The organism is sulfur-oxidizing endosymbiont of Gigantopelta aegis (assembly GCF_016097415.1).
Lineage (GTDB): Bacteria > Pseudomonadota > Gammaproteobacteria > GRL18 > GRL18 > GRL18.
On the sequence record NZ_JAEHGE010000001.1, the window covers coordinates 2,039,739 to 2,060,392 of the forward strand.

Annotated in this window: 21 protein-coding genes, 1 tRNA gene and 6 pseudogenes; 14 read left to right on the top strand and 14 right to left on the bottom strand. The window is 37.6% G+C overall.

Annotated features, from left to right (window positions below):
* Positions 1–116 precede the first annotated feature (116 nt).
* The 7 genes from JEU79_RS10175 to JEU79_RS10205 all read left to right on the top strand — a co-directional run bounded on the left by JEU79_RS10175 (position 117) and on the right by JEU79_RS10205 (position 5,331).
* Positions 117–671: a hypothetical protein gene (locus JEU79_RS10175; protein ID WP_214660544.1), complete on the top strand. Its 555-nt coding sequence runs from the start codon at positions 117–119 to the stop codon at positions 669–671.
* Between the two features lie 272 nt (positions 672–943).
* Positions 944–1,246, top strand: a complete 303-nt coding sequence (locus tag JEU79_RS28485) for a type II toxin-antitoxin system VapB family antitoxin (protein ID WP_425511144.1) — start codon at positions 944–946, stop codon at positions 1,244–1,246.
* A complete protein-coding gene (locus JEU79_RS10185; protein ID WP_198264034.1) occupies positions 1,246–1,629 on the top strand; it encodes a PIN domain-containing protein in 384 nt (127 codons plus the stop codon). The genes JEU79_RS28485 and JEU79_RS10185 overlap by 1 nt, the downstream gene beginning before the upstream one ends.
* A gap of 347 nt (positions 1,630–1,976) precedes the next feature.
* Positions 1,977–2,315, top strand: coding sequence for a type II toxin-antitoxin system RelE/ParE family toxin (locus JEU79_RS10190; RefSeq protein ID WP_198265952.1), 339 nt, complete (start codon positions 1,977–1,979; stop codon positions 2,313–2,315).
* Positions 2,312–2,599, top strand: a complete 288-nt coding sequence (nadS, locus tag JEU79_RS10195) for a NadS family protein (RefSeq protein WP_198264035.1) — start codon at positions 2,312–2,314, stop codon at positions 2,597–2,599. Before JEU79_RS10190 ends, nadS begins: the two co-directional genes overlap by 4 nt.
* A 580-nt stretch (positions 2,600–3,179) precedes the next feature.
* Entirely contained in the window at positions 3,180–4,646 is a 1,467-nt protein-coding gene (locus JEU79_RS10200; RefSeq protein WP_198264036.1) for a hypothetical protein, read from the top strand.
* A gap of 424 nt (positions 4,647–5,070) precedes the next feature.
* Positions 5,071–5,331, top strand: a complete 261-nt coding sequence (locus JEU79_RS10205) for a DUF4124 domain-containing protein (RefSeq protein ID WP_198264037.1) — start codon at positions 5,071–5,073, stop codon at positions 5,329–5,331.
* Positions 5,332–5,473: 142 nt separating this feature from the next.
* Here JEU79_RS10205 and JEU79_RS10210 read toward each other — a convergent pair.
* The 4 genes and pseudogenes from JEU79_RS10210 to JEU79_RS10225 all read right to left on the bottom strand — a co-directional run bounded on the left by JEU79_RS10210 (position 5,474) and on the right by JEU79_RS10225 (position 8,682).
* Positions 5,474–6,634: pseudogene (locus JEU79_RS10210) on the bottom strand (IS3 family transposase).
* A 63-nt stretch (positions 6,635–6,697) separates the two neighbouring features.
* Entirely contained in the window at positions 6,698–6,928 is a 231-nt protein-coding gene (locus JEU79_RS28490; protein ID WP_198265953.1) for a LapD/MoxY N-terminal periplasmic domain-containing protein, read from the bottom strand.
* A 98-nt stretch (positions 6,929–7,026) separates the two neighbouring features.
* Positions 7,027–7,365, bottom strand: a complete 339-nt coding sequence (locus JEU79_RS28495; RefSeq protein WP_198265954.1) for a LapD/MoxY N-terminal periplasmic domain-containing protein — start codon at positions 7,363–7,365, stop codon at positions 7,027–7,029.
* 166 nt (positions 7,366–7,531) lie between these two features.
* Positions 7,532–8,682, bottom strand: a protein-coding gene (locus tag JEU79_RS10225; protein WP_198264038.1) for an IS3 family transposase whose coding sequence is annotated in 2 segments (ribosomal slippage) — positions 7,532–8,232 and positions 8,232–8,682 — 1,152 coding nt in all. Because the reading frame shifts where the segments join, the coding sequence is not laid out codon by codon here.
* Between the two features lie 124 nt (positions 8,683–8,806).
* Between JEU79_RS10225 and JEU79_RS10230 the strand changes: the two genes are divergently transcribed.
* The 5 genes and pseudogenes from JEU79_RS10230 to JEU79_RS28510 all read left to right on the top strand — a co-directional run.
* Complete coding sequence (locus tag JEU79_RS10230) at positions 8,807–8,977, top strand: hypothetical protein (RefSeq protein WP_198263505.1); 171 nt, start codon at positions 8,807–8,809, stop codon at positions 8,975–8,977.
* Positions 8,902–9,474, top strand: a pseudogene (locus tag JEU79_RS10235) (IS3 family transposase); the annotation flags it as partial. The gene JEU79_RS10230 and the pseudogene JEU79_RS10235, both read left to right, overlap by 76 nt.
* A pseudogene (locus tag JEU79_RS28500) lies at positions 9,475–9,600 on the top strand (hypothetical protein); the annotation flags it as partial. It abuts the pseudogene before it with no gap.
* A gap of 401 nt (positions 9,601–10,001) precedes the next feature.
* Positions 10,002–10,432 (top strand): annotated as a pseudogene (locus tag JEU79_RS28505) (transposase); the annotation flags it as partial.
* A 68-nt stretch (positions 10,433–10,500) separates the two neighbouring features.
* Positions 10,501–11,151, top strand: a pseudogene (locus JEU79_RS28510) (IS3 family transposase); the annotation flags it as partial.
* Here JEU79_RS28510 and JEU79_RS10270 read toward each other — a convergent pair.
* The gene (locus tag JEU79_RS10270; RefSeq protein ID WP_198265957.1) at positions 11,146–11,712 is read right to left on the bottom strand and encodes a transglutaminase-like cysteine peptidase; all 567 of its coding nucleotides are present in this window, start codon (positions 11,710–11,712) and stop codon (positions 11,146–11,148) included. The pseudogene JEU79_RS28510 and the gene JEU79_RS10270 sit on opposite strands and share 6 nt — an antisense overlap.
* A gap of 218 nt (positions 11,713–11,930) precedes the next feature.
* Between JEU79_RS10270 and JEU79_RS10275 the strand changes: the two genes are divergently transcribed.
* Positions 11,931–12,653, top strand: coding sequence for a hypothetical protein (locus tag JEU79_RS10275; protein ID WP_198264041.1), 723 nt, complete (start codon positions 11,931–11,933; stop codon positions 12,651–12,653).
* A gap of 510 nt (positions 12,654–13,163) precedes the next feature.
* On the opposite strand, the gene JEU79_RS10280 is transcribed toward JEU79_RS10275, so the two are convergent.
* From JEU79_RS10280 to flgA, 6 genes are all read right to left on the bottom strand, one after another.
* On the bottom strand, positions 13,164–13,568 hold the full coding sequence (locus JEU79_RS10280; protein WP_198264042.1) for a hypothetical protein: 405 nt from the start codon (positions 13,566–13,568) through the stop codon (positions 13,164–13,166).
* 31 nt (positions 13,569–13,599) lie between these two features.
* Positions 13,600–13,676, bottom strand: a tRNA-Arg gene (locus JEU79_RS10285).
* A gap of 57 nt (positions 13,677–13,733) precedes the next feature.
* Positions 13,734–14,507: a flagellar brake protein gene (locus JEU79_RS10290; RefSeq protein WP_198264043.1), complete on the bottom strand. Its 774-nt coding sequence runs from the start codon at positions 14,505–14,507 to the stop codon at positions 13,734–13,736.
* A gap of 38 nt (positions 14,508–14,545) precedes the next feature.
* Positions 14,546–15,088, bottom strand: a complete 543-nt coding sequence (locus JEU79_RS10295; RefSeq protein ID WP_198264044.1) for a flagella synthesis protein FlgN — start codon at positions 15,086–15,088, stop codon at positions 14,546–14,548.
* A gap of 54 nt (positions 15,089–15,142) precedes the next feature.
* Positions 15,143–15,484, bottom strand: a complete 342-nt coding sequence (flgM, locus tag JEU79_RS10300; protein WP_198264045.1) for a flagellar biosynthesis anti-sigma factor FlgM — start codon at positions 15,482–15,484, stop codon at positions 15,143–15,145.
* Positions 15,485–15,576: 92 nt separating this feature from the next.
* A complete protein-coding gene (flgA, locus tag JEU79_RS10305; protein WP_214660545.1) occupies positions 15,577–16,260 on the bottom strand; it encodes a flagellar basal body P-ring formation chaperone FlgA in 684 nt (227 codons plus the stop codon).
* Positions 16,261–16,535: 275 nt separating this feature from the next.
* Here flgA and JEU79_RS10310 point away from each other — a divergent pair, with 275 nt between their 5' ends.
* Positions 16,536–17,735 carry a methyl-accepting chemotaxis protein gene (locus JEU79_RS10310; protein WP_246540155.1) on the top strand — a complete coding sequence of 400 codons (1,200 nt, stop codon included), beginning with the start codon at positions 16,536–16,538 and terminating at the stop codon, positions 17,733–17,735.
* 5 nt (positions 17,736–17,740) lie between these two features.
* Here JEU79_RS10310 and JEU79_RS10315 read toward each other — a convergent pair whose 3' ends face one another.
* The 3 genes and pseudogenes from JEU79_RS10315 to JEU79_RS10325 all read right to left on the bottom strand — a co-directional run bounded on the left by JEU79_RS10315 (position 17,741) and on the right by JEU79_RS10325 (position 20,452).
* Positions 17,741–18,457 (bottom strand): Crp/Fnr family transcriptional regulator, encoded by a 717-nt coding sequence (locus JEU79_RS10315; protein ID WP_198264048.1) that lies wholly within the window; start codon positions 18,455–18,457, stop codon positions 17,741–17,743.
* 170 nt (positions 18,458–18,627) lie between these two features.
* Positions 18,628–20,007: a cbb3-type cytochrome c oxidase subunit I gene (locus JEU79_RS10320; RefSeq protein WP_198264049.1), complete on the bottom strand. Its 1,380-nt coding sequence runs from the start codon at positions 20,005–20,007 to the stop codon at positions 18,628–18,630.
* A gap of 12 nt (positions 20,008–20,019) precedes the next feature.
* A pseudogene (locus JEU79_RS10325) lies at positions 20,020–20,452 on the bottom strand (c-type cytochrome).
* Positions 20,453–20,654 lie beyond the last annotated feature (202 nt).

Sequence of the window (20,654 nt, forward strand, 5' to 3'; positions counted from 1 at the left end):
AGTGATTGAAATTAACTTCTTTGAAAGAAAACTGTCATTTCATCTCAGTAAAACAACGTATTGACGTGTCAACACTTTTTCGGACATTTATACGTAATGCTGCGCACAACGTATAAATGCTAAGATGTTATCACGACCTCATAGGAGATCAATTAAATGTCAGGAAGCAAGCTATTGGGTTTAACTATAGCAATACTCAGACTGAAAATGGGGAGATTTTTTTTCAAGCCGTTAATAAGAGCAACGGAGTGTATACCTTTTTAAGAGAAGATAGACCTGCTGCTCTTTCTCCTGTAGAAGTTGATAAGTATAAGTACAATAATATTAATTTCCCAGGGTGGTATCGGAAAGGAGATTCTGATAATTTCCAGGCAATTTATGATAATATTTATGTGGCCATTGGACCGAATCATGTGGCTAGAATTGAACTTACTGATAGTCCTGTGTATGCTGATTCGACAAAATTATTTACTGTTCCCTATGAAAAATGGACTGATAATGAAATCACTATCAATGTGAAGACTGCTGATTTACGTAATATTAATAGACTTTATCTGTATGTTGTCGATAAGTTTAACAATAGAAGCGAAAAAGGTATTTCTTTGGAAGATTTAAGGGATAGAAAATTAGATTTTATAATACTCAAAATTTTGAACAGTAGTCATCGCTAATCAGTATTTCTTAGACACCCAGTGCGCTGAGGGGAATTACGGATAGCCATAGTTTGAGGTTTTAATTGATGGGGGTCTTTAAAGTTGTTTGAAGTTGTCTAATATAGATCTCTATTTCGTTCCCCTATAATTAAACCCATCCCTTCCTGCTCACATACGTAGGATGCTGCTGAGGCACGAAGCGCATCAGCAATGCTTAATTAAATATCATAATGAATAAAAACACCATTTTTAAATAGGCTATCTTTTTATATGGAATTTTTCCATGTTGGTTGGCTAATAAAATCGTTGGTAATATAAAAACTCAGCAATTTTCAATATTGACTTTTATGCATAAAATAATAATAATATGCATAAAAATAAATATTGGGACAAAAAAGATGAGAACAACATTAGATTTACCAGAAGAGCTATTAATCGAGGCAATGTCTGTCTCACATATTAAAACAAAAACAAAAGTTATTACGCTTGCACTTCAAGAGCTTATCAGAAAGTCAGAAGTATCTGAACTAAAAAAATTTAAAGGGAAAATAGATCTAAATATTGACTTAGATACAATTCGAGATAGATCATAATGGAAGTATTAGTTGATACTTCTGTTTGGATTGATTATTTTCGTTCTGGGGATAAATCTGAAAAATTAGATTTTTTAATTGATGAAAATTTAGTTGTAATTAATGAGTTAATTCTGGCAGAACTCTTGCCTCTTCTTATTGTAAAGAAAGAAAAAAAAGTAATAAGATTGTTACAAATTATAAAAAAATACCATCTTTATCCTGATTGGGAAGAAATTAGAGCTTATCAGGTTTCTTGTTTAAAATCAGGTTCAAATGGGGTAGGGATACCTGATTTATTAATTGCACAAAACAGTATTCAAAATAATTTACCTGTTTACTCAATCGATAAGCATTTTAAGTTTATGCATGATGCTAAAATTGGTATTAAACTTTATCTTTGAATAATTAATTTCCAACCAGAAAATGCATCGGAGGCAAAAAGACGCCCCGACGATTTTGGCGTTATCTTCTCAAATTGCCAGCTCTTATTTGGTAAACGGTCATTTCATAAAAAAGGGCTAATTGACTATTTTGGTTTAGGTCACCTATTTTGGTTTAGGCCCCCCATCTTTTGAGATTAAATGATGGGTGGCCTAAATTATTTTTGTATTTTACGCGGCAATGTCCAACAGGACATTTATACGTAATGCTGCGCACAACGTATAAATGCTAAGATGTTGGCTTATCAAATATCACAACACAAAAATAGATATTGACACCATATAATCCACTGGATTACAATCCAAGTATGCAAACAATCGTTGAATTACCAGAATATATCAAAAGATCCGATAAGTTACTGAACGAACCTGAATCAAATAGCATTATCAATTACTTAACTGCTCATCCCGCAGCTGGTAAACTTATGCAAGGCACTGGTGGTATTCGAAAGTTACGATGGTCATCGCAAGGCAGAGGAAAAAGTGGTGGTGTTCGAGTGATATATTACTACCATAATCAATCAATGCCATTATTTTTGTTAACCTTATTCGGCAAAGGTGAAAAAGAGAATCTCACGAAGGGCGAACGTAATGATTTAGCAAAATTTACATCACTACTTATTTTAAATTATGGCGGTAAAAAATGAGCTCAGCATTTGATAGTATTAAACAAGGTCTTGAAGAAGCATTGGATTTTTCAAAAGGAAATTCAACAAAAGCTATAGTGCATGAATTTACACCCTTAGATGTAAAAAACATTCGTGCAAAAATTGGTATGACTCAAAATGAGTTTGCCTCTGCGTTTGGTATTAGTGTTAGTACCCTTCGACATTGGGAACGAGGAGACCGTACTCCTCATGGCCCAGCCTTAGTCTTACTCAATGTTGTTGCAAAAGAACCTCAAGCAGTTTTGAATGCTCTAAGCAACTAAAAAGCCAACAAGAATTTGCAATGGATCACAGGGACGTATCGATTTTTTAAAATAAGCCAAGTGAGTTTGACGGGTGTGCTTTTTTAATAAAGTCTTTCCATGTCCCTGTGCCCATTGAAATAGGCGTTAGATTTTCAAATCAGAAACAGAAACATGACTGAGTATGAAGTAAGAGGAACTGAGATCAGAGGATTAGCTAAATCACTTGTATTACAGTTCATGCAAAAAATCCAGACTGCAAGCCTGGGAGCAATGGGCTAAAGTTAGCACAAATATTTAGAATGTATGGCTTTGATTGGGGAGAATATGAGAAGGCAATATCATCCAATCAACAATACTGGGTAGTAGCTTTAGTTCGTGAGCTTAAAGCTGAAGGGGGGTGTTAGAGCGTGCTCCCAAAACAAAACATTGGCGATTAATAATTTGGTTTAGGCGAATTTGGTTTAGGCCACCCATTTTTTGAGATTAAATGATGGGTGGCCTAAATTATTATTGTCCGATAATAAAAATTATAGACTGTAATGTCATGGAATGCTCATTCTAAATATCATGTTTTATGACGTATGATTGAGGTGTATCTATGAAATCCATCAGTACAAATAACTTACCTATAAAAGCTTTATTGCTCAGAGCTGTTTTTGCTCTGATTCTTTTATTTATGCATTATAGTGTGCTTTATGCTAGCAATGCGGTAAATACTGGCATGAAGTCAGAATTAAAATTAATAATGATGTCGCAACAGCTTCCGGTATTAACGAGTGCTGACCTCATGCGTTTACCATTAATTTCAATTGATGATATGAAGTTTGTTGGTGCGTTCAGAATAAAGTCTGGGCGCTATGGTGAATCAAAAACAGGTTATTCAAATGGCCGAATTGCTTATAATGATGACAACCATTCTTTGTTTATTACGGGGTTTCCTAGTGATAGCTCTATTGCTGAGTTTCTAATACCTGAACTGGTGAATAGTAGTAATATTTTAGAGTTGAATCGCACATCAAAACCGAGACAAGATTTTTTTAGGCCTTTATTGCGATTAAAGGAAGAAAATACACAAAACCTCAATAGATTGGGAGGTATGGAATATGTAGAGGGTGAATTATTAGTCCATAGCTATGAATATTACGATGCACAGGTTGACAGTACATATACGTCTCTAGTGATAAGAAATGCTAACAATATGAACAACTCAATTATTGATGGTTTTTTTGAATTTGACGGTAATGCGCACGTTTCTCTATGGATATCACCCCTACCAACTCAATTACAACAACTTTTTGATGGTGATTATATTACTGGTGCATCGAGTGTAATGCCTATCAACTCAAGAGCTTCGATGGGGCCAAGTGCTTTTGTATTCAACTCAGCAGATATAGTAAAAACAGATAATACGAATAATATTAGGCAAAAAAATGGCCTAATTAACACTATAAAATTACTGGATTATAATTTGGCTCATATTTTGACGGACAATGTGAAGGGGTGGCTACCATTTAAAGAGTGGGGTGGGAAAATTCAATATAATTATTCAGGACAAAGGCCGGCAGGTGATGATTTCCCCCTCGTTTATGATGTAAATTTAGTGGGTAATAATTATTTATGGACTGAAAAATCAAGTGCTCAATATGGGATTGTGTTACCGGGCACAAGAACCTATGCCATTTTTGGTAGTTCCTCTATGCATTATTCTGGGGGGGGATACAAAATAACTAAAAAAAATGGCAAAACCTGTCCAGGGCCATGTGCATATGATCCATCTGACAATAATAATTATTATTGGTTTTATGATTTAGCAGAATTATACCAAATAAAAACAGGGAAAAAACGGCCTTATGAAGTCAAACCTTATAGTTTTGGTCGCTTTGTAACACCCTTTGATAAGATGTATAGTGCTAAAAGAAAGTATGGTTATAAGCCTTTAGTTTCAGGAGGCACTTATAATGCGAAAGATAAAATCATTTACTTTTCATTGCCTGTTGCTGATCTTGAACAAAGCATATATGAGCCTGCTCCAGTTATCATGGCGTATAAACTAAATAGAAATTAAATTCATTTATTAGTCTTTATCACCTAATAAAAAGCAATATCAAAGCTAAATTGTAAAAAAATTCTTCTCGAAATGTGAATTTACAAAAATTGAATGTTTTTCAGTGGAGTGGGTAGCAATTTGGTTTTGGCCACCCATCTTTTGAGATTAAATGATGGGTGGCCTAAATTATTCTACTTTTATACATCGAAATTCGAAGTGTTTTTTGCGGCGATAATTATAAGGGGAAGACGTGAGGCCAGGCTTCCTAAAAACGTAGTACCTCTGTAGGCTTTGTGTTGTAAGGTCTGTAGAGCGTTAAGCGAATAATATGTCGTTTATGCACAATACCCCAAAATTTTCAATGTATAAATTGAAAAGTGTCATTGAATTGCCTATCCTAAGTATGTGAACGATTGACCAGAAATCAACATAGGTAACAATAATGAAAATTATCTTTTTAGTAATATTCTTTATCTTACAAATAATACCTTTATCTGCTGAAGCTGACTTATATAATTGTAAAAATGCATCTGGTGAAACTGTTTTTCAAGATAAGCCTTGCGGTGAAAATGAGCAAACTAAAGGGCATGTAAAAAGTAGGGATAGAGAAGAAGTTAGAAAACAGTATGATAGAAATATGAAAGCAATGCGTGAGTCTAATGAATTCTCTAGAAGAATTGTTAATAGTGATGTGTCACGATAGAGCCGTTCCATTCACCCAAGGTATTTTCACAACGGTAATGATCCTGTTACAATATCTTCACGGCACAGGCTGAGGAGCCGATGGCCGTCAACGGTAATGGGCGGCATTTATGTCGCCTTTTACCCCTCTTCAATCAATCGATTTAAGCTATTTCCTGCTGTATTTCATAATCGACTGGTGACAAATAATCATTAGCCGAATGAAGTCGCTCCCGATTATAAAATACCTCAATATATTCAAATATTGCCTGCTTTGCTTCTACTCTGGTTTTGAATCGACAATGGTGCGTCAATTCAGTTTTCAAACTATGAAAGAAGCTCTCTGATACAGCATTGTCCCAGCAATTTCCTTTGCGGCTCATAGACTGAATTATGTTATGATCCGACAATATTTTTCTATGACTATCAGAGGCATATTGGCTACCTCGGTCAGTATGCCAAAGCAATCCATCCATTGGTTTACGCTTCCATATGGCCATCAGTAAAGCATCATTGACTAGCTTGGCTTTCATTCGCTCATCCATCGACCAGCCAACAATTTGCCTAGAGAATAAGTCAATGACAACCGCTAAATATAACCAGCCTTCCTTGGTGGCAATATAGGTAATATCACCCACATAGTAGCGATCAGGTTGAGAGACAGCAAACTCTCTTTCCAGTAAATTTGGAGATATACGCTTATTATGCTTGGAATTAGTCGTCGCTTTAAAGCGTCTCTTCGTTTTACAAAACAAACCGGCTTTTTTCATTAATCGACCAATTCTCCGGCGGCTTATATGAACGCCTTTTTCAGCCAGTTTTCTTTTAAGACGACGGGTTCCATAAGTCTTGCGACTGTCTTCAAACAGTTTTTTAGCTGCTCAGTAAGCGCTTCATTTTCTTTCTCTCTATCCGTTTTAGGAGAGCTAACCCAATCATAATAGCAACTACGGGAAACATCCATAAAACGGCACAGAATCGTTACCGGGTAATCTTTAGCCTGATCAGTTATCCATGCGTACTTCACAAAGTTTCCCTTGCAAAGTACGCTGTGGCCTTTTTAATAAATCACGCTCCTGAATCACTTTTGCCAATTCTTTTTTCAGACGTTTTACTTCATCATAAATGTGTTCATCACTTCTATTGGCTACCGTCTTCACCGGTTTGGAATATTTACTGATCCAGGTATGTAGAGTATTTACATTAACACCTAGCTCCCTGGCAGTCTGAGAAACGGGTTGATCCGTCTCATTAGCTAATTTGACAGCTGATTCTTTAAATTCTGATGTATAGCTTTTATTCGGTTTTTTTGTTTGATCATTCATTTTAGGTCACACTTTTTATCTTTTAGTTATTTTAAGTTGTGTGTCCGGTTAAGTATAGCCACATTATGGCTTCAACAGAAAATTTAAAGCAAATAGAGTAACAAGTAAAATAATAAACATGACTAGAATATAAACTTGTAGTGTATTGAGCGTATTTTCCCATAATTTTTCATAGGCAAAGCCGGGGTAACTTTGAACGTGGATCGCGCCCACTGTTTGCCAACCATTTTCTACAATAGCTTCTTGAAAGGGAGCATGTAATAAATAAGGAAATAAACCACTGGGGCACTTTATCTACTATTAAAGGGCCACTGTTATCAATGCCAAATAACCATTTTCTCCTGAGCATGAGAGGATAATTTTCATTTAAGTATTCTCGAATATTGCTTGTACTAACAAAAAACGTACTGATGAAAACTGTGATAAAAACCACTGATCATGATGATAATTTGTTTAAACATGTCATGTGATTGAAATAAGGAAATAAACCACTGGGGCACTTTATCTACTATTAAAGGGCGTGTTTTGGCAAACAATAACTTGTTATCAATATCTTTAATGGTAATTTCTTTATAATAACCACTATCAAACATCAAATTGGTATAGGTTTCGATGCCAGCAATATCACCACCACTGATTTCAGATGTGATGGCAATACCCAGTGACGTCGCAGCATCCTGAGCATGAGAGGATAATTGTTCATTTAAGTATTCTCGAATATTGCTAACAATAAATGTACTAACAAAAACATGTACTGATGAAAAGTGTGATAAAAATTACACTGATCATGATGATAATTTGTTTAAACAATGTCATTGTGATTGATTCCTTTTATAACAATTCGTTTTGCATACGTTCTATTAGTTCAGTCCACAAACGTATTCTGGAACTATAATGTTAGTTATACTCAACCGGACAGACTGGTGACAAATAATCATTAGCCGAATGAAGTCGCTCCCGATTATAAAATACCTCAATATATTCAAATATTGCCTGCTTTGCTTCTACTCTGGTTTTGAATCGACAATGGTGCGTCAATTCAGTTTTCAAACTATGAAAGAAGCTCTCTGATACAGCATTGTCCCAGCAATTTCCTTTGCGGCTCATAGACTGAATTATGTTATGATCCGACAATATTTTTCTATGACTATCAGAGGCATATTGGCTACCTCGGTCAGTATGCCAAAGCAATCCATCCATTGGTTTACGCTTCCATATGGCCATCAGTAAAGCATCATTGACTAGCTTGGCTTTCATTCGCTCATCCATCGACCAGCCAACAATTTGCCTAGAGAATAAGTCAATGACAACCGCTAAATATAACCAGCCTTCCTTGGTGGCAATATAGGTAATATCACCCACATAGTAGCGATCAGGTTGAGAGACAGTAAACTCTCTTTCCAGTAAATTTGGAGATATACGCTTATTATGCTTGGAATTAGTCGTCGCTTTAAAGCGTCTCTTCGTTTTACAAAACAAACCGGCTTTTTTCATTAATCGACCAATTCTCCGGCGGCTTATATGAACGCCTTTTTCAGCCAGTTTTCTTTTAAGACGACGGGTTCCATAAGTCTTGCGACTGTCTTCAAACAGTTTTTTAGCTGCTCAGTAAGCGCTTCATTTTCTTTCTCTCTATCCGTTTTAGGAGAGCTAACCCAATCATAATAGCAACTACGGGAAACATCCATAAAACGGCACAGAATCGTTACCGGGTAATCTTTAGCCTGATCAGTTATCCATGCGTACTTCACAAAGTTTCCCTTGCAAAGTACGCTGTGGCCTTTTAATAAATCACGCTCCTGAATCACTTTTGCCAATTCTTTTTTCAGACGTTTTACTTCATCATAAATGTGTTCATCACTTCTATTGGCTACCGTCTTCACCGGTTTGGAATATTTACTGATCCAGGTATGTAGAGTATTTACATTAACACCTAGCTCCCTGGCAGTCTGAGAAACGGGTTGATCCGTCTCATTAGCTAATTTGACAGCTGATTCTTTAAATTCTGATGTATAGCTTTTATTCGGTTTTTTTGTTTGATCATTCATTTTAGGTCACACTTTTTATCTTTTAGTTATTTTAAGTTGTGTGTCCGGTTAAGTATAGCCACATTAGTACGCATGGATAACTGATCAGGCTAAAGATTACCCGGTAACGATTCTGTGCCGTTTTATGGATGTTTCCCGTAGTTGCTATTATGATTGGGTTAGCTCTCCTAAAACGGATAGAGAGAAAGAAAATGAAGCGCTTACTGAGCAGCTAAAAAACTGTTTGAAGACAGTCGCAAGACTTATGGAACCCGTCGTCTTAAAAGAAAACTGGCTGAAAAAGGCGTTCATATAAGCCGCCGGAGAATTGGTCGATTAATGAAAAAGCCGGTTTGTTTTGTAAAACGAAGAGACGCTTTAAAGCGACCTAATTCCAAGCATAATAAGCGTATATCTCCAAATTTACTGGAAAGAGAGTTTACTGTCTCTCAACCTGATCGCTACTATGTGGGTGATATTACCTATATTGCCACCAAGGAAGGCTGGTTATATTTAGCGGTTGTCATTGACTTATTCTCTAGGCAAATTGTTGGCTGGTCGATGGATGAGCGAATGAAAGCCAAGCTAGTCAATGATGCTTTACTGATGGCCATATGGAAGCGTAAACCAATGGATGGATTGCTTTGGCATACTGACCGAGGTAGCCAATATGCCTCTGATAGTCATAGAAAAATATTGTCGGATCATAACATAATTCAGTCTATGAGCCGCAAAGGAAATTGCTGGGACAATGCTGTATCAGAGAGCTTCTTTCATAGTTTGAAAACTGAATTGACGCACCATTGTCGATTCAAAACCAGAGTAGAAGCAAAGCAGGCAATATTTGAATATATTGAGGTATTTTATAATCGGGGGAGCGACTTCATTCGGCTAATGATTATTTGTCACCAGTCGATTATGAAATACAGCAGGAAATAGCTTAAATCGATTGATTGAAGAGGGGTAAAGGCGACATAAATGCCGCCCATTACCGTTGACGGCCATCGGCTCCTCAGCCTGTGCCGTGAAGATATTGTAACAGGATCATTACCGTTGTGAAAATACCTTGGGTGAATGGAACGGCTCTATCGTTCCAGAGGGCAAAGCCCTTTCTCTTCATCTGTTTAAAGTTAACATGAGAAACTAAAATGATAGGAAATACAAAATGACAAAAATCACTTGAAACAGCCAAAAAAAATTTAGAAAACTGTCCGAAAAGTGTTGACACATCATACGTATGAATATGAAGCAACAAGGTACAAATAAAACCTATATAATGTGGCTATACTTAACCGGACACACAACTTAAAATAACTAAAAGATAAAAAGTGTGACCTAAAATGAATGATCAAACAAAAAAACCGAATAAAAGCTATACATCAGAATTTAAAGAATCAGCTGTCAAATTAGCTAATGAGACGGATCAACCTGTTTCTCAGACTGCCAGGGAGCTAGGTGTTAATGTAAATACTCTACATACCTGGATCAGTAAAATATTCCAAACCGGTGAAGACGGTAGCCAATAGAAGTGATGAACACATTTATGATGAAGTAAAACGTCTGAAAAAAGAATTGGCAAAAGTGATTCAGGAGCGTGATTTATTAAAAAGGCCACAGCGTACTTTGCAAGGGAAACTTTGTGAAGTACGCATGGATAACTGATCAGGCTAAAGATTACCCGGTAACGATTCTGTGCCGTTTTATGGATGTTTCCCGTAGTTGCTATTATGATTGGGTTAGCTCTCCTAAAACGGATAGAGAGAAAGAAAATGATAATGTGGCTATACTTAACCGGACACACAACTTAAAATAACTAAAAGATAAAAAGTGTGACCTAAAATGAATGATCAAACAAAAAAAAAACTGAATAAAAGCTATACATCAGAATTTAAAGAATCAGCTGTCAAATTAGCTAATGAGACGGATCAACCTGTTTCTCAGACTGCCAGGGAGCTAGGTGTTAATGTAAATACTCTACATACCTGGATCAGTAAATATTCCAAACCGGTGAAGACGGTAGCCAATAGAAGTGATGAACACATTTATGATGAAGTAAAACGTCTGAAAAAAGAATTGGCAAAAGTGATTCAGGAGCGTGATTTATTAAAAAGGCCACAGCGTACTTTGCAAGGGAAACTTTGTGAAGTACGCATGGATAACTGATCAGGCTAAAGATTACCCGGTAACGATTCTGTGCCGTTTTATGGATGTTTCCCGTAGTTGCTATTATGATTGGGTTAGCTCTCCTAAAACGGATAGAGAGAAAGAAAATGAAGCGCTTACTGAGCAGCTAAAAAACTGTTTGAAGACAGTCGCAAGACTTATGGAACCCGTCGTCTTAAAAGAAAACTGGCTGAAAAAGGCGTTCATATAAGCCGCCGGAGAATTGGTCGATTAATGAAAAAAGCCGGTTTGTTTTGTAAAACGAAGAGACGCTTTAAAGCGACGACTAATTCCAAGCATAATAAGCGTATATCTCCAAATTTACTCATCACTATTGCCTACTCGTTTACCTAATTTTTTTTGCTTTTGTATCCACATACCTTCACCATTAAAGCTGTAAACTGGTTTTAAGTCACTGCGTTCTGATGCGGGTAATATATTTTTATTAATATTGTCTAATACTAAAGGGATATCTCGTTTGGTTTTTCCATACGTTAAAACCATGTGAGCTTGATTATACTCTAGAGCTTTAACATAGGTTAGTTTTAGACGGTCAATAGGAACGCCCAAAGAAGTAAGAGTGAAGTACTTTATGATGGTAAAATCTTCACAATCTCCGGCGGCTTTTATGAGCGTTTCAAGTGGCGTTGCCCAATAATCTTTTTGTTTCCATAGTTTTTGATCGGAAGTCCAGAGAATTTGTTCATTAAAAAAATCATTGGTTAACTCAAGCTTTTCAAGTTCAGTCTTATCCTGATTATTATTGACAAATGCCTGCCAGCGGGTGAGACGAAGAGCAACCTTTGGTCCATATCGGTTTTCGACTTGAGATAGTTTTTTTTCAGAATAGAGAGTGTTTTTCTGTTGGGCATTTATCCATCCAGCCATTAAAACAAAGACGGTTGTTAAGACAATAATGGCAGGGGAAAAGTTATGCATATTAAATAAACATAGCATAGTTTTTGTAACAAACAACTGTATGTACATTAATTAGGACACATGATTACTTTGCAAAATTTATTAATTATAGAGCGCCAAGGGTAAACCCTTATATTAAAGAGTCATGAAATGCTCATATAATTACAGTAATGATAAGGATATGTCTAATGATTAATTACTTGAGCTTTATTTCAATAGTATTGCTCACTTCGTTTGTAGGGGTAGGTATTCCTACGGCTCAGGCAAATGGATTCTTTGAATACGATAGCCCTTCATCGATAAATAACCTTTCCCCCATTCCCTATGATGATTTCTTCTTTGATGAATATAACCCACATAATTTTTATAATCCCAATAATCGTCTTAATAGCAATGTTAAAGAAATAGTGAGTGAAATTGTCAGCGGAATTGTTATTGAAGTGCCACATAAGGCTGAGAAGTCTCAACCTATAGAAACGTTGTCGGAAATTCAAATGCTATTTCAGGATCAAGGGCTTTATGACAGCCTTGAAAGAAAAAGTGAACAAGCGATGCGAAAAAATACTGAAATGATAGAAGGAAATAATGTCATCAAAGAAATCCAATTGACTGAGCAGGCTACTATCGAAAGTACCAGTTTATCTCAGTTAACGGGTTCTACACTGATTGTTTCAGCTCGAAAAAAACAATATTATGAAAAACTATTTCCATTGCTTTTATCAAACCTAGGAATGACTATTAGTGATAAACAAAGATTAGATGCACTTTATATTTATTTTTCACAAGGTAATATTATTAATGCACAGGATAATATTTGGCTCAAGCAATTGACCAATGAAAATTTTATGATTGAAAATATGCCAGAACTAAGTGATAAAGCAGATGGTAAAGTAGGATTTTTAAAACCCTAGTTCTCATCTTTAAGGCTACAAAATCTGTTTCTGCTCCCTCTCCCTATCTTCTTTATTAAAATACTTTTAAGCACTTTAACCTATGATAGGGGAGCAGAACAGAGTATTACTTTAAGCTTGAGAGCTTATTGGGTGTAAACCATCCTTTTAAACCATCCTTTTAAACCATCCTTTTAAACCATCCTTTTAAACCATGGAAACCCAGACCAAAGTGACTAGCGTAATTAATGAAATAAGCGCTACCGCTGCAACAGTACAATTTACACAAAATTTGCCAAGTAAGTTCATTGTAATTCCCCACCTTTATTTATAAATATAATATCCAATAATAAAAAACAGGCTTAAACAGTTTTGTTTTATTATATTTGTTTAAGACCTTTGGCTATATACTAACAGATTAATTCCCCTTATTTCAATAGGGATAATGCTAAATTTCGAACAGTTGTGTATTGTAATATATTGATTATCTGATGCTTTTTAGATGTGTGCTGAAGTTTCACCGATGAATTACTAAAAAAAGGATGCTTCTTTTTCAGGTTTTTGCAGAGTAAATAGACCGATGACTTGCTCATCCTGAGATAATGTCGCATGACCTTTATCGGTCACCACAAACTGATAAGCGGCTTTTTTATCGGTGTTATCAGAATAAACGCATTGCATGCTCATTGTTTGTGGCGCAATCGCAGACCAGAAGCAGCGGCGAATAGATTCATCTTTTCCCTCAGTATAAAAGTCAGCAGTACCTTCAAAAAGCACATTAATGATTGAGACGTTGAGTTCATTGGCTTTATCCGCTTTCCATTTTCCAGCACCGGGGTGAGGGGAGCAAGCGGTGAGAGTGACTAATACTATAATAAAAAATAATATGTTTAAAGCGCGTTTATAGTTAACAGAACTTGCAAATATTGTCAGCATTATCGGAACTCTATCAAGAAAGATGTTTATATGGTGCCCCCGAGCCGATTCGAACGGCTGGCCTACCCCTTAGGAGGGGGTCGCTCTATCCAGCTGAGCTACGGGGGCGTATTTCGATGCTAATATACCATAAAATGCAGTTTAGCCATAGCTTGGGGCGGTGGATTAATTGTTTTCCTGCATACGTTTTTTGCGATCAAGTCGAGTGATAAATTTTTGAATATAACGGCGATGTTCTGTGGCGAGCTCTTCCAGATGACCGGAAATAATGGTGCTGCCCTGGGTGTTTGAAATACGCTTGATATCCATTTCGCAGGTGATAGTTTCTTTGAGGTGAATGGTTAAAAAGGGGATTGTTTCATCGACATTCAAATCAAAGTGTTGATTGTGCTCGAGGCGGATGGCAATGCCACTGAAAGAGATGTCATTTAAGAATCCAGCGATAAAAGCCCCGGATTCAGTTTGCATGTTGACTTGTATGCGCTGACTGAGTGGAATGCTGACACGATAGCTTTCGCGACGTTGAGTGGAACGAATTATATCAGGAAAATACATGACATAATGTGATATGCCTTGCTCCTTGCCGACCTCTTTTAGGGTACATTCCATGCTCAGTATGGCGCCATCAAGGCGTGTTTGCAGATGAATTTTCTTTTTTTTGATAAATAATGCATTGCCGGATGCGGGAATTAATTCATCCAGATAAAATAATCTGTTTTTATAGTCTATCTTGATAATAGCCGTATTGTAAACTTCTTTATCATCGGCTAAATTGGCTGTCATGATGACGAGGTGTTGTTGCAGTTGTTTCAGAATACGAATGATACTCTTTTCACTGTCATAGGTATTTCTTTGAATGTTTTTTTTCTTTTTCTTAAATGAATCCAGCAGTGAATTGAGATAGTTACCGGGAAAAAAGTTTTGCTTAAAAAGTGACAATGGTTTGCCCTGTTTCTTTTATAAAGTGTTTTATGCTATTAAGCAGAAGTGTATAAGGCACTGCGCTTTTGTAAACTGGCTTGACCTAAATGACTATACGTTTGATCGTTGTTTTGCGGACGACCTAATAAAATCTGTAATATTTTATCATTGTTATCACGTAGCACACGAATCATACGGCCATTCACTTCATTTTGTTTTTTACATTCAGGTAAATAGGCTTTAATTTCTTGCCAGATTGCTTGTATGGCTTCAGAGGGAAATTGTTGGATAAAGGATGTGAAAGCTAGATTTTGGTAGGCCATTCCTGTTTGTTGTTCGAAAAAGTGCTGGCGTTGTTTATCCAGTTGCTCAAGCTTGCTGAGTAACATGAGTTTTTTATCAAGTAATTGATCAATGGTTTTCAGTTCACGTTGGGCGATGGCAGTATTTTCAGTTTTTAATAATTCAATCACCTGTTCTAGACAAGCTTGTTCCTGTTGTAAAATGGTGTAAAAATTATCGGTATCATCAGTGGTCTGATTATTTGTATCGTGTGCTGTCTGGTGTTGCTTTTCATCGGCTGCTATAAACGGGGTCATGTTACTGTCCTGGTATTTAAGACATATTTTCTATAGCATTCCTATTGTGTCTGCTTAAAGAAAATCTTTCTCAAAGTTAATCAATTTTTCAGCAATACGTGCAGAATTAAATTCAAAACTACCATTGCTCAGTGAGTTTTTTATGGTTTCAACTTTTTGTGTATCAATAATAGGCAATTGGGCAATCTGTGCTTCTAGTGACTTGATGCGCTGCGTAGAATCGGTCAGGTTGACAGAATCCTGAGCAAGTCTCGCATTAGATGTTTGATTGCTTTTAATATCAGGCGCTTGGACAGATTTAGCTGAACTCTTAGATGAACTTTTAGTTGAAATCTGTTCATTGGCTCGACTTGTTGGTGTCGTATTATTGGATATATTACTAATATTTATTGGCATTTCTTACACTCTCCCGTTTGGCTATATTATCGGCCATCTGTAGGGAAACTTTAAGTCTTTTATCATAAAAACTTAAAAAATCAGAAGTTTTTCTAAAAATTAATGGCGACAATACCACGATCAATCACCAGGGCATCAATTATTTTCCTGGAACTGCTATTGCGTACTTTGATCATTTCATTGTAGCGCCCATTTTTCAGTGCCGTACCTTTCATGCTGATTTGTAATTTACTGCTTTTAGCGTAAATAATCACCGTTTCCCTTCTATGTACCAGCACAGGTTCTTGTAATAAATTACTGGTAATGACTCGATTAGGGCGAATGCTACGTCGTGCTTCACGACCTACAACGTTTTTGGGATCGGAAAAGTGCTTTTGATTTCGATGGTTGATTTCCTGTTCCACTAAGAGAATCTTATCATTAGTGATCAGTTCTCCTCGAGTAATGGTGGTTTTACTGACGATCATTTTTCTGCTGAGTTTGGCTTTTACTGAAATATAGATACTCCAGGGTGTTTCGCCATAACAACGCACACCAACAGTCCAGCTTTTGGCGATTTCTTTGGTTTGTCCGGAGCTTGCTTCAAGTGCTTCAGAACATTGTTTGAAGCGAATTCGGGCATCGATTTTTCCGGCCGTTAATGATTTTATGGTCACATCATCGGGGATCTGACTACGCACAAAATCAACGGCAGTTTGACGGATTTGTTGGTGGGAGTGGTTCTGAGCCGCAAGTGAAATAGGACTATAAGATAGTGCAATGATAAATAAACCCATCAAGATAATAGCATTATAATCTGTATAAGAGATGATGTACTTGTTACTTAATCTCATGATGAACCTTTAATTTAATGTCATTGAAATACTCTATATTAGAATTACATGCAATTAATGAACCAGTTTTATCGTCATTTTTTTGTCGAATTATCTGTGTTTTTTTATATACAGACTATCATTATGGTTAAACATATAGAGATAGTTGTCGATACTCTATGGTAGGAACACTTTTTAAATATTGATTAAACTCGAAACAAGTATCTATGGAGAGAAATATGGCTGCGTCTTTTTCTTTTGCTAAACCAAGCATATTAAAAAATTTATTTATTACCTTTTTGGCTTTTGGCACAGTTATCGGGGCTATTTTTCCCGTCTGGGCTAACTTGTTTGTAGACTGGAAAGAGGGTATGCAGGGCTGGTTTGTTATCTCCTGTGTGGCGGCTGGTCTGATCATTGGTATTACGAACTATTGGTTATTGAAGATTATTTTACTCAAAAAATTACAATGTATATCGACTACGGCGGAGCTGATCAGTGCTAATGATTTAACGCGTAAGCTGGATGTGACGAGTAGTGATATGGTGGGGGATATAGCGCATAGTTTCAATCACATGAGTGGTAATTTACGCAATGTTATCGGTGAAATTAAAGATGTGGGTAATCGTTTACAAGATACTTGCTCGGAAATGAATGCGATCACTAATGAAACACAAAATAAAGTTAAACAACAACGCCAGCAAACTGAAAGTGTTGCAAGTTCAATTAGTCAAATGTCTGTACAAGTCCAGGAAATGAGCAACAATGCCAACGAAGCATCGACAGCGGTGGAAAATGCTTCTGATGAGACTCAAAAAGGTCAACAAGAGGTGGATTCGACCATTAGCTCTATTCGTAATCTGGCGACTAATGTCAGCAGTACTTCTGATGCCTTAGAAGAATTGGCTAAAGACAGTGAAAATATCGGTACAGTGATTGATGTGATCAAAGGCATTGCAGAACAAACTAATTTATTGGCTCTCAATGCGGCCATTGAAGCTGCTCGTGCGGGTGAGCAAGGGCGAGGTTTTGCGGTAGTGGCGGATGAAGTTCGCACGCTGGCAAGCCGCACTCAAGAATCAACCAAAGAAATTGAGCAGATGATAGAACGTTTGCAAACGGCATCTAATCAGGCAGTGGCGGTGATGGGGCAGGGCAAGGAACAGGCTCAAGAGAGTGTTTCTCAGGCCTCTCAGGCAGGGCAGTCTTTGGAAACCATTTCTTCTTCTGTTGCTATGATTGCCACGATGAACTCGAATATTGCCAGTTTAGCCACTGAGCAACATCAGGTGACGGATAAGATCAACCATAGTATTTCAGAAATTAATACGGTGGCTCAGGGGATTGTAGATGGCTCAGAAACAGTGACTCATTCGAGCCAAAAAATGGATGGTTTGGTACATGAAATCAATGCCTTAGTGAGCAAGTTTAAGCTTTAAATTGCTTACATACAGCCACTTTTTCTTTTTTCAAAGGTTTCGCCAATAATTTCTTTTAGCTGATCAGGTTTGATGAGGGTAATGCTTTCATCATCGATACTGATCAGTCCTTCTTTTTTTAGTTTGGATAAAATTCGTGAAAATGTTTCTGGGGTAATGGATAATCTAGAGGCTATCATGGATTTTGTGGCGGTCAGTTTGACCGTAGGCTGATCTTGCAAATCATTAATGTGCCCCAGCAAGTAACTGATTAAACGGTGTTTGGCATTGTATATTGTCAGTTCACTGATTTCGGTCAACAATCCTTTGAGGCGAGTACTCATGTCGGCCATCATAGTGAAGCAAAGTGCATTGGATTTTAGCAGTTCTTTAGTAAAGGCTTCATTATCAAAATAAAACAGCTCAGTATTGCTGGTTGAACGCGCATTAACCGGATAACGATTACCTTCCATAAACATAACCGCTTCGGCAAATGTTTGCCCCGGGCCAATAATATCAACCACTTTTTCATTACCTTCTGGTGAGGTTTGAAATAACATCACCTGACCACTGCGCACCAAAAAAAAGCGTGAGGCTTCATTGCCTTGCTCGAATAAGATTTCATTTCTTTTTAGGGAGGCTAAATTAGATTTTTGCAGGATATGTTCAAAAGCATCGTCAGGCAAACTGCGAAAAAGATAGTGCTGACGTAATTCTTGCTGAAAAAGGTTGCTGATACTCAAAAGATAATTCCTGCTTAATGATCATGGGTAGGATTGCTAAGTGATCGAAATTATAATTGAGACGAAATAGAAAAGATAGACTTATGTTATGCATAAAAAAAGGCAGGGTGATTAAACCCCGCCTCTCGTTTGAACTTAAGTTTTAACGCTTAAAGTTAACGTTTATGTTTCTATGCAGTCGCTTCCTCCTCACCACCGACAAAGAAACTATACACATAAACCCCCAGACCGATTAAGAATACCAGACCGGCTAGCTCACGTAGAAGATAGAAGATTTCCAGTTTTTCCTGCACGGCCATAAAGCTCATAGGATTTTCAGTATAACGCTGTAACCAAACCTGTAGTACACCGGCTGCCGTCAGGAACAAGGTAATGAATACCATCGCCACTGTCATTAACCAGAAAGCCCACATTTCAACCACCTGCGCACGATTACTATTCGCTGCTGCACGACCGCGAAGCAGTGGCATAGCATAGGAAATAATGGTCAGGTTAATCATCACATACGCACCATAGAAAGCCATGTGACCATGAGCTGCGGTGATTTGCGTACCGTGGGTGTAATAGTTTACAGGGGCTAAAGTATGAATGAAACCCCAGACGCCAGCGCCTAAGAATGCCATCACAGCCGTACCCTGCGCCCATAAAACAGCCACCTTATTAGGGTGCTCACGACGACGTTGGTTGACCATATTAAAGGCATATAAAACCATCATAAAGAAAGGAATAGGCTCCATGGCTGAGAAGATAGAACCCCACCACTGCCAGTACTCAGGAGTACCAATCCAGTAGTAGTGATGTCCCATACCGATTAAGCCCGTAATAAGGCTCATAGCGATAACGACATACAACCATTTTTCAATGATTTCTCTATCCACACCGGTGGTTTTAATCAGTACAAAGGCCAGCATTGCGCCCATGATTAATTCCCAAACACCTTCAACCCACATGTGAACAACCCACCACCACCAGAATTTGTCTAAAATCAGGTTGGCTGGATTAACAAAGGAGAACAAGAAGAATACGGCTAAACCGGTCAGACCAATAAACATAATCATACTAATGACGGTTTTACGACCCTTAAGCATGGTCATGCCAACATTGAATAAGAAACCCAGAGCCACAATCACAATACCAATTTTGGTTATCGTGGGTTGTTCGAGGAATTCTCGTCCCATGGTGGGCAAGAGGTCATTCATGGTCATCTCTGCCAAGGTGGCATAAGGGACGAGTAAGTAACCTAGGATAGTCGCAACACCCGCCGCGAGAAATATCCAGAACAGGGCAACGGCCCACATAGGGCTGAATAGCTCGGTTTCAGATTCTTCGGGGATGAGGTAGTACGCAGCGCCCATAAAGCCAAACAATAACCAGACGATGAGTAAGTTAGTATGCACCATACGGGCAACATTAAATGGAATAGCCGGGAATAAGAAGTCTCCCCAGATATATTGGGCGCCTAAGACGACACCAAAGAGTATTTGCCCGACAAACAGGGCAATGGCCGCGATAAAATACAGCTTCGCAACGGATTGTGATTGATATTGCATAGTCTCGCTCCCTTAACCTTGAATGTTTGGTGGCCAGTTAGCCGTATTGACTTCTGAGGTCCATTTAAGGAACTCAGCGATGCCATTCAGCTCTTCATCACTCAGGTTAAACTGAGGCATGCTGCGGCGACCAGGAATACCATTTTTAGGACGGCTTTTAATGAAACCAATAATGGCTTCTTTACTATTACCAAAACGGGTGTAAACATTGCCCAGCTCCGGTGCAAAGTAAGCGCCTTCGCCTAAATGGTATGACAACCAACACAGTTGTTGTCTTCCCAGACTTTTTACCCAGAACAACTTCCGGGGTGATATTTTCTCGATGGTCACGCTCGGCGAGAACGCCTTGCGTGTCGAAGGTAAGGGCCAGAAGTAGTAGGAAGAAGAATACACTGCCTCCATAAAAGATATTTCTGGCCATGTTTTTTGTGAACACTTCACTCATGGCTTTCGCTCTCCTTATTATTTTTATGACAAAATTCAAGTCGCTACATTACCACAACTTGAATTGCCAATGTAGGTTATGGGGAAGTATCTGATATTTGTGGCTGAAGTGTCATTGATTTCAATCAAGTGATAAAAATGCTTGGGGAGAAATTAATAAACCCTGAGTGTTGGTCTGGTAATACTAGAAAATAGTAACCTGT

Bases quoted from the DNA above. Each gene is read 5' to 3' on its own strand.
- JEU79_RS10175 (WP_214660544.1), top strand. From the start codon at position 117: ATGCTAAGATGTTATCACGACCTCATAGGAGATCAATTAAATGTCAGG.
- JEU79_RS10185 (WP_198264034.1), top strand. From the start codon at position 1,246: ATGGAAGTATTAGTTGATACTTCTGTTTGGATTGATTATTTTCGTTCT.
- JEU79_RS10190 (WP_198265952.1), top strand. From the start codon at position 1,977: ATGCAAACAATCGTTGAATTACCAGAATATATCAAAAGATCCGATAAG.
- nadS (WP_198264035.1), top strand. From the start codon at position 2,312: ATGAGCTCAGCATTTGATAGTATTAAACAAGGTCTTGAAGAAGCATTG.
- JEU79_RS10200 (WP_198264036.1), top strand. From the start codon at position 3,180: ATGAAATCCATCAGTACAAATAACTTACCTATAAAAGCTTTATTGCTC.
- JEU79_RS10205 (WP_198264037.1), top strand. From the start codon at position 5,071: ATGAAAATTATCTTTTTAGTAATATTCTTTATCTTACAAATAATACCT.
- JEU79_RS10230 (WP_198263505.1), top strand. From the start codon at position 8,807: ATGGATGTTTCCCGTAGTTGCTATTATGATTGGGTTAGCTCTCCTAAA.
- JEU79_RS10270 (WP_198265957.1), bottom strand. From the start codon at position 11,712: ATGGCTGGATGGATAAATGCCCAACAGAAAAACACTCTCTATTCTGAA.
- JEU79_RS10275 (WP_198264041.1), top strand. From the start codon at position 11,931: ATGATTAATTACTTGAGCTTTATTTCAATAGTATTGCTCACTTCGTTT.
- JEU79_RS10280 (WP_198264042.1), bottom strand. From the start codon at position 13,568: ATGCTGACAATATTTGCAAGTTCTGTTAACTATAAACGCGCTTTAAAC.
- JEU79_RS10295 (WP_198264044.1), bottom strand. From the start codon at position 15,088: ATGACCCCGTTTATAGCAGCCGATGAAAAGCAACACCAGACAGCACAC.
- flgM (WP_198264045.1), bottom strand. From the start codon at position 15,484: ATGCCAATAAATATTAGTAATATATCCAATAATACGACACCAACAAGT.
- flgA (WP_214660545.1), bottom strand. From the start codon at position 16,260: ATGGGTTTATTTATCATTGCACTATCTTATAGTCCTATTTCACTTGCG.
- JEU79_RS10310 (WP_246540155.1), top strand. From the start codon at position 16,536: ATGGCTGCGTCTTTTTCTTTTGCTAAACCAAGCATATTAAAAAATTTA.
- JEU79_RS10320 (WP_198264049.1), bottom strand. From the start codon at position 20,007: ATGCAATATCAATCACAATCCGTTGCGAAGCTGTATTTTATCGCGGCC.